The sequence below is a fragment of the Lysinibacillus sp. GbtcB16 genome (genome assembly GCF_019091145.1).
In the GTDB taxonomy this organism is placed as follows: domain Bacteria; phylum Bacillota; class Bacilli; order Bacillales_A; family Planococcaceae; genus Lysinibacillus; species Lysinibacillus fusiformis.
The window spans coordinates 1-240 of sequence record NZ_JAGXJV010000814.1 but is presented as its reverse complement, the minus strand read 5'-3'; the positions used below and the strand labels follow the sequence as shown (position 1 = coordinate 240).

Sequence of the window (240 nt, the reverse complement as noted above, 5' to 3'; positions counted from 1 at the left end):
ATTCCACTCAAAGGGGTGTCCGAGTTTGTCTGCCAAAGCAACTGAGATGAATAAGAAGCCTACCGTGTATAAGCACCAAGTGATTCACAATGTTTCGGTTCAAAATGTACAAATCCAAGATACGTTCTGGGAACCGAAATTGAAGGTGCTTCGAGAAGTAACCGCTTACGATGTGCTGAATAAATTCGAGAACGACGGCGCTCTTCGGAATTTTGACTTTGTAGCAGAGGGAGCGGATGG

General features: G+C 45.0%; 1 protein-coding gene. It reads left to right on the top strand.

The features are described 5' to 3' along the window. Positions 1-46 precede the first annotated feature (46 nt). Positions 47-240 (top strand): hypothetical protein (locus KVT27_RS25975; protein ID WP_217582312.1); only part of this gene is annotated, 194 nt, incomplete at its 3' end.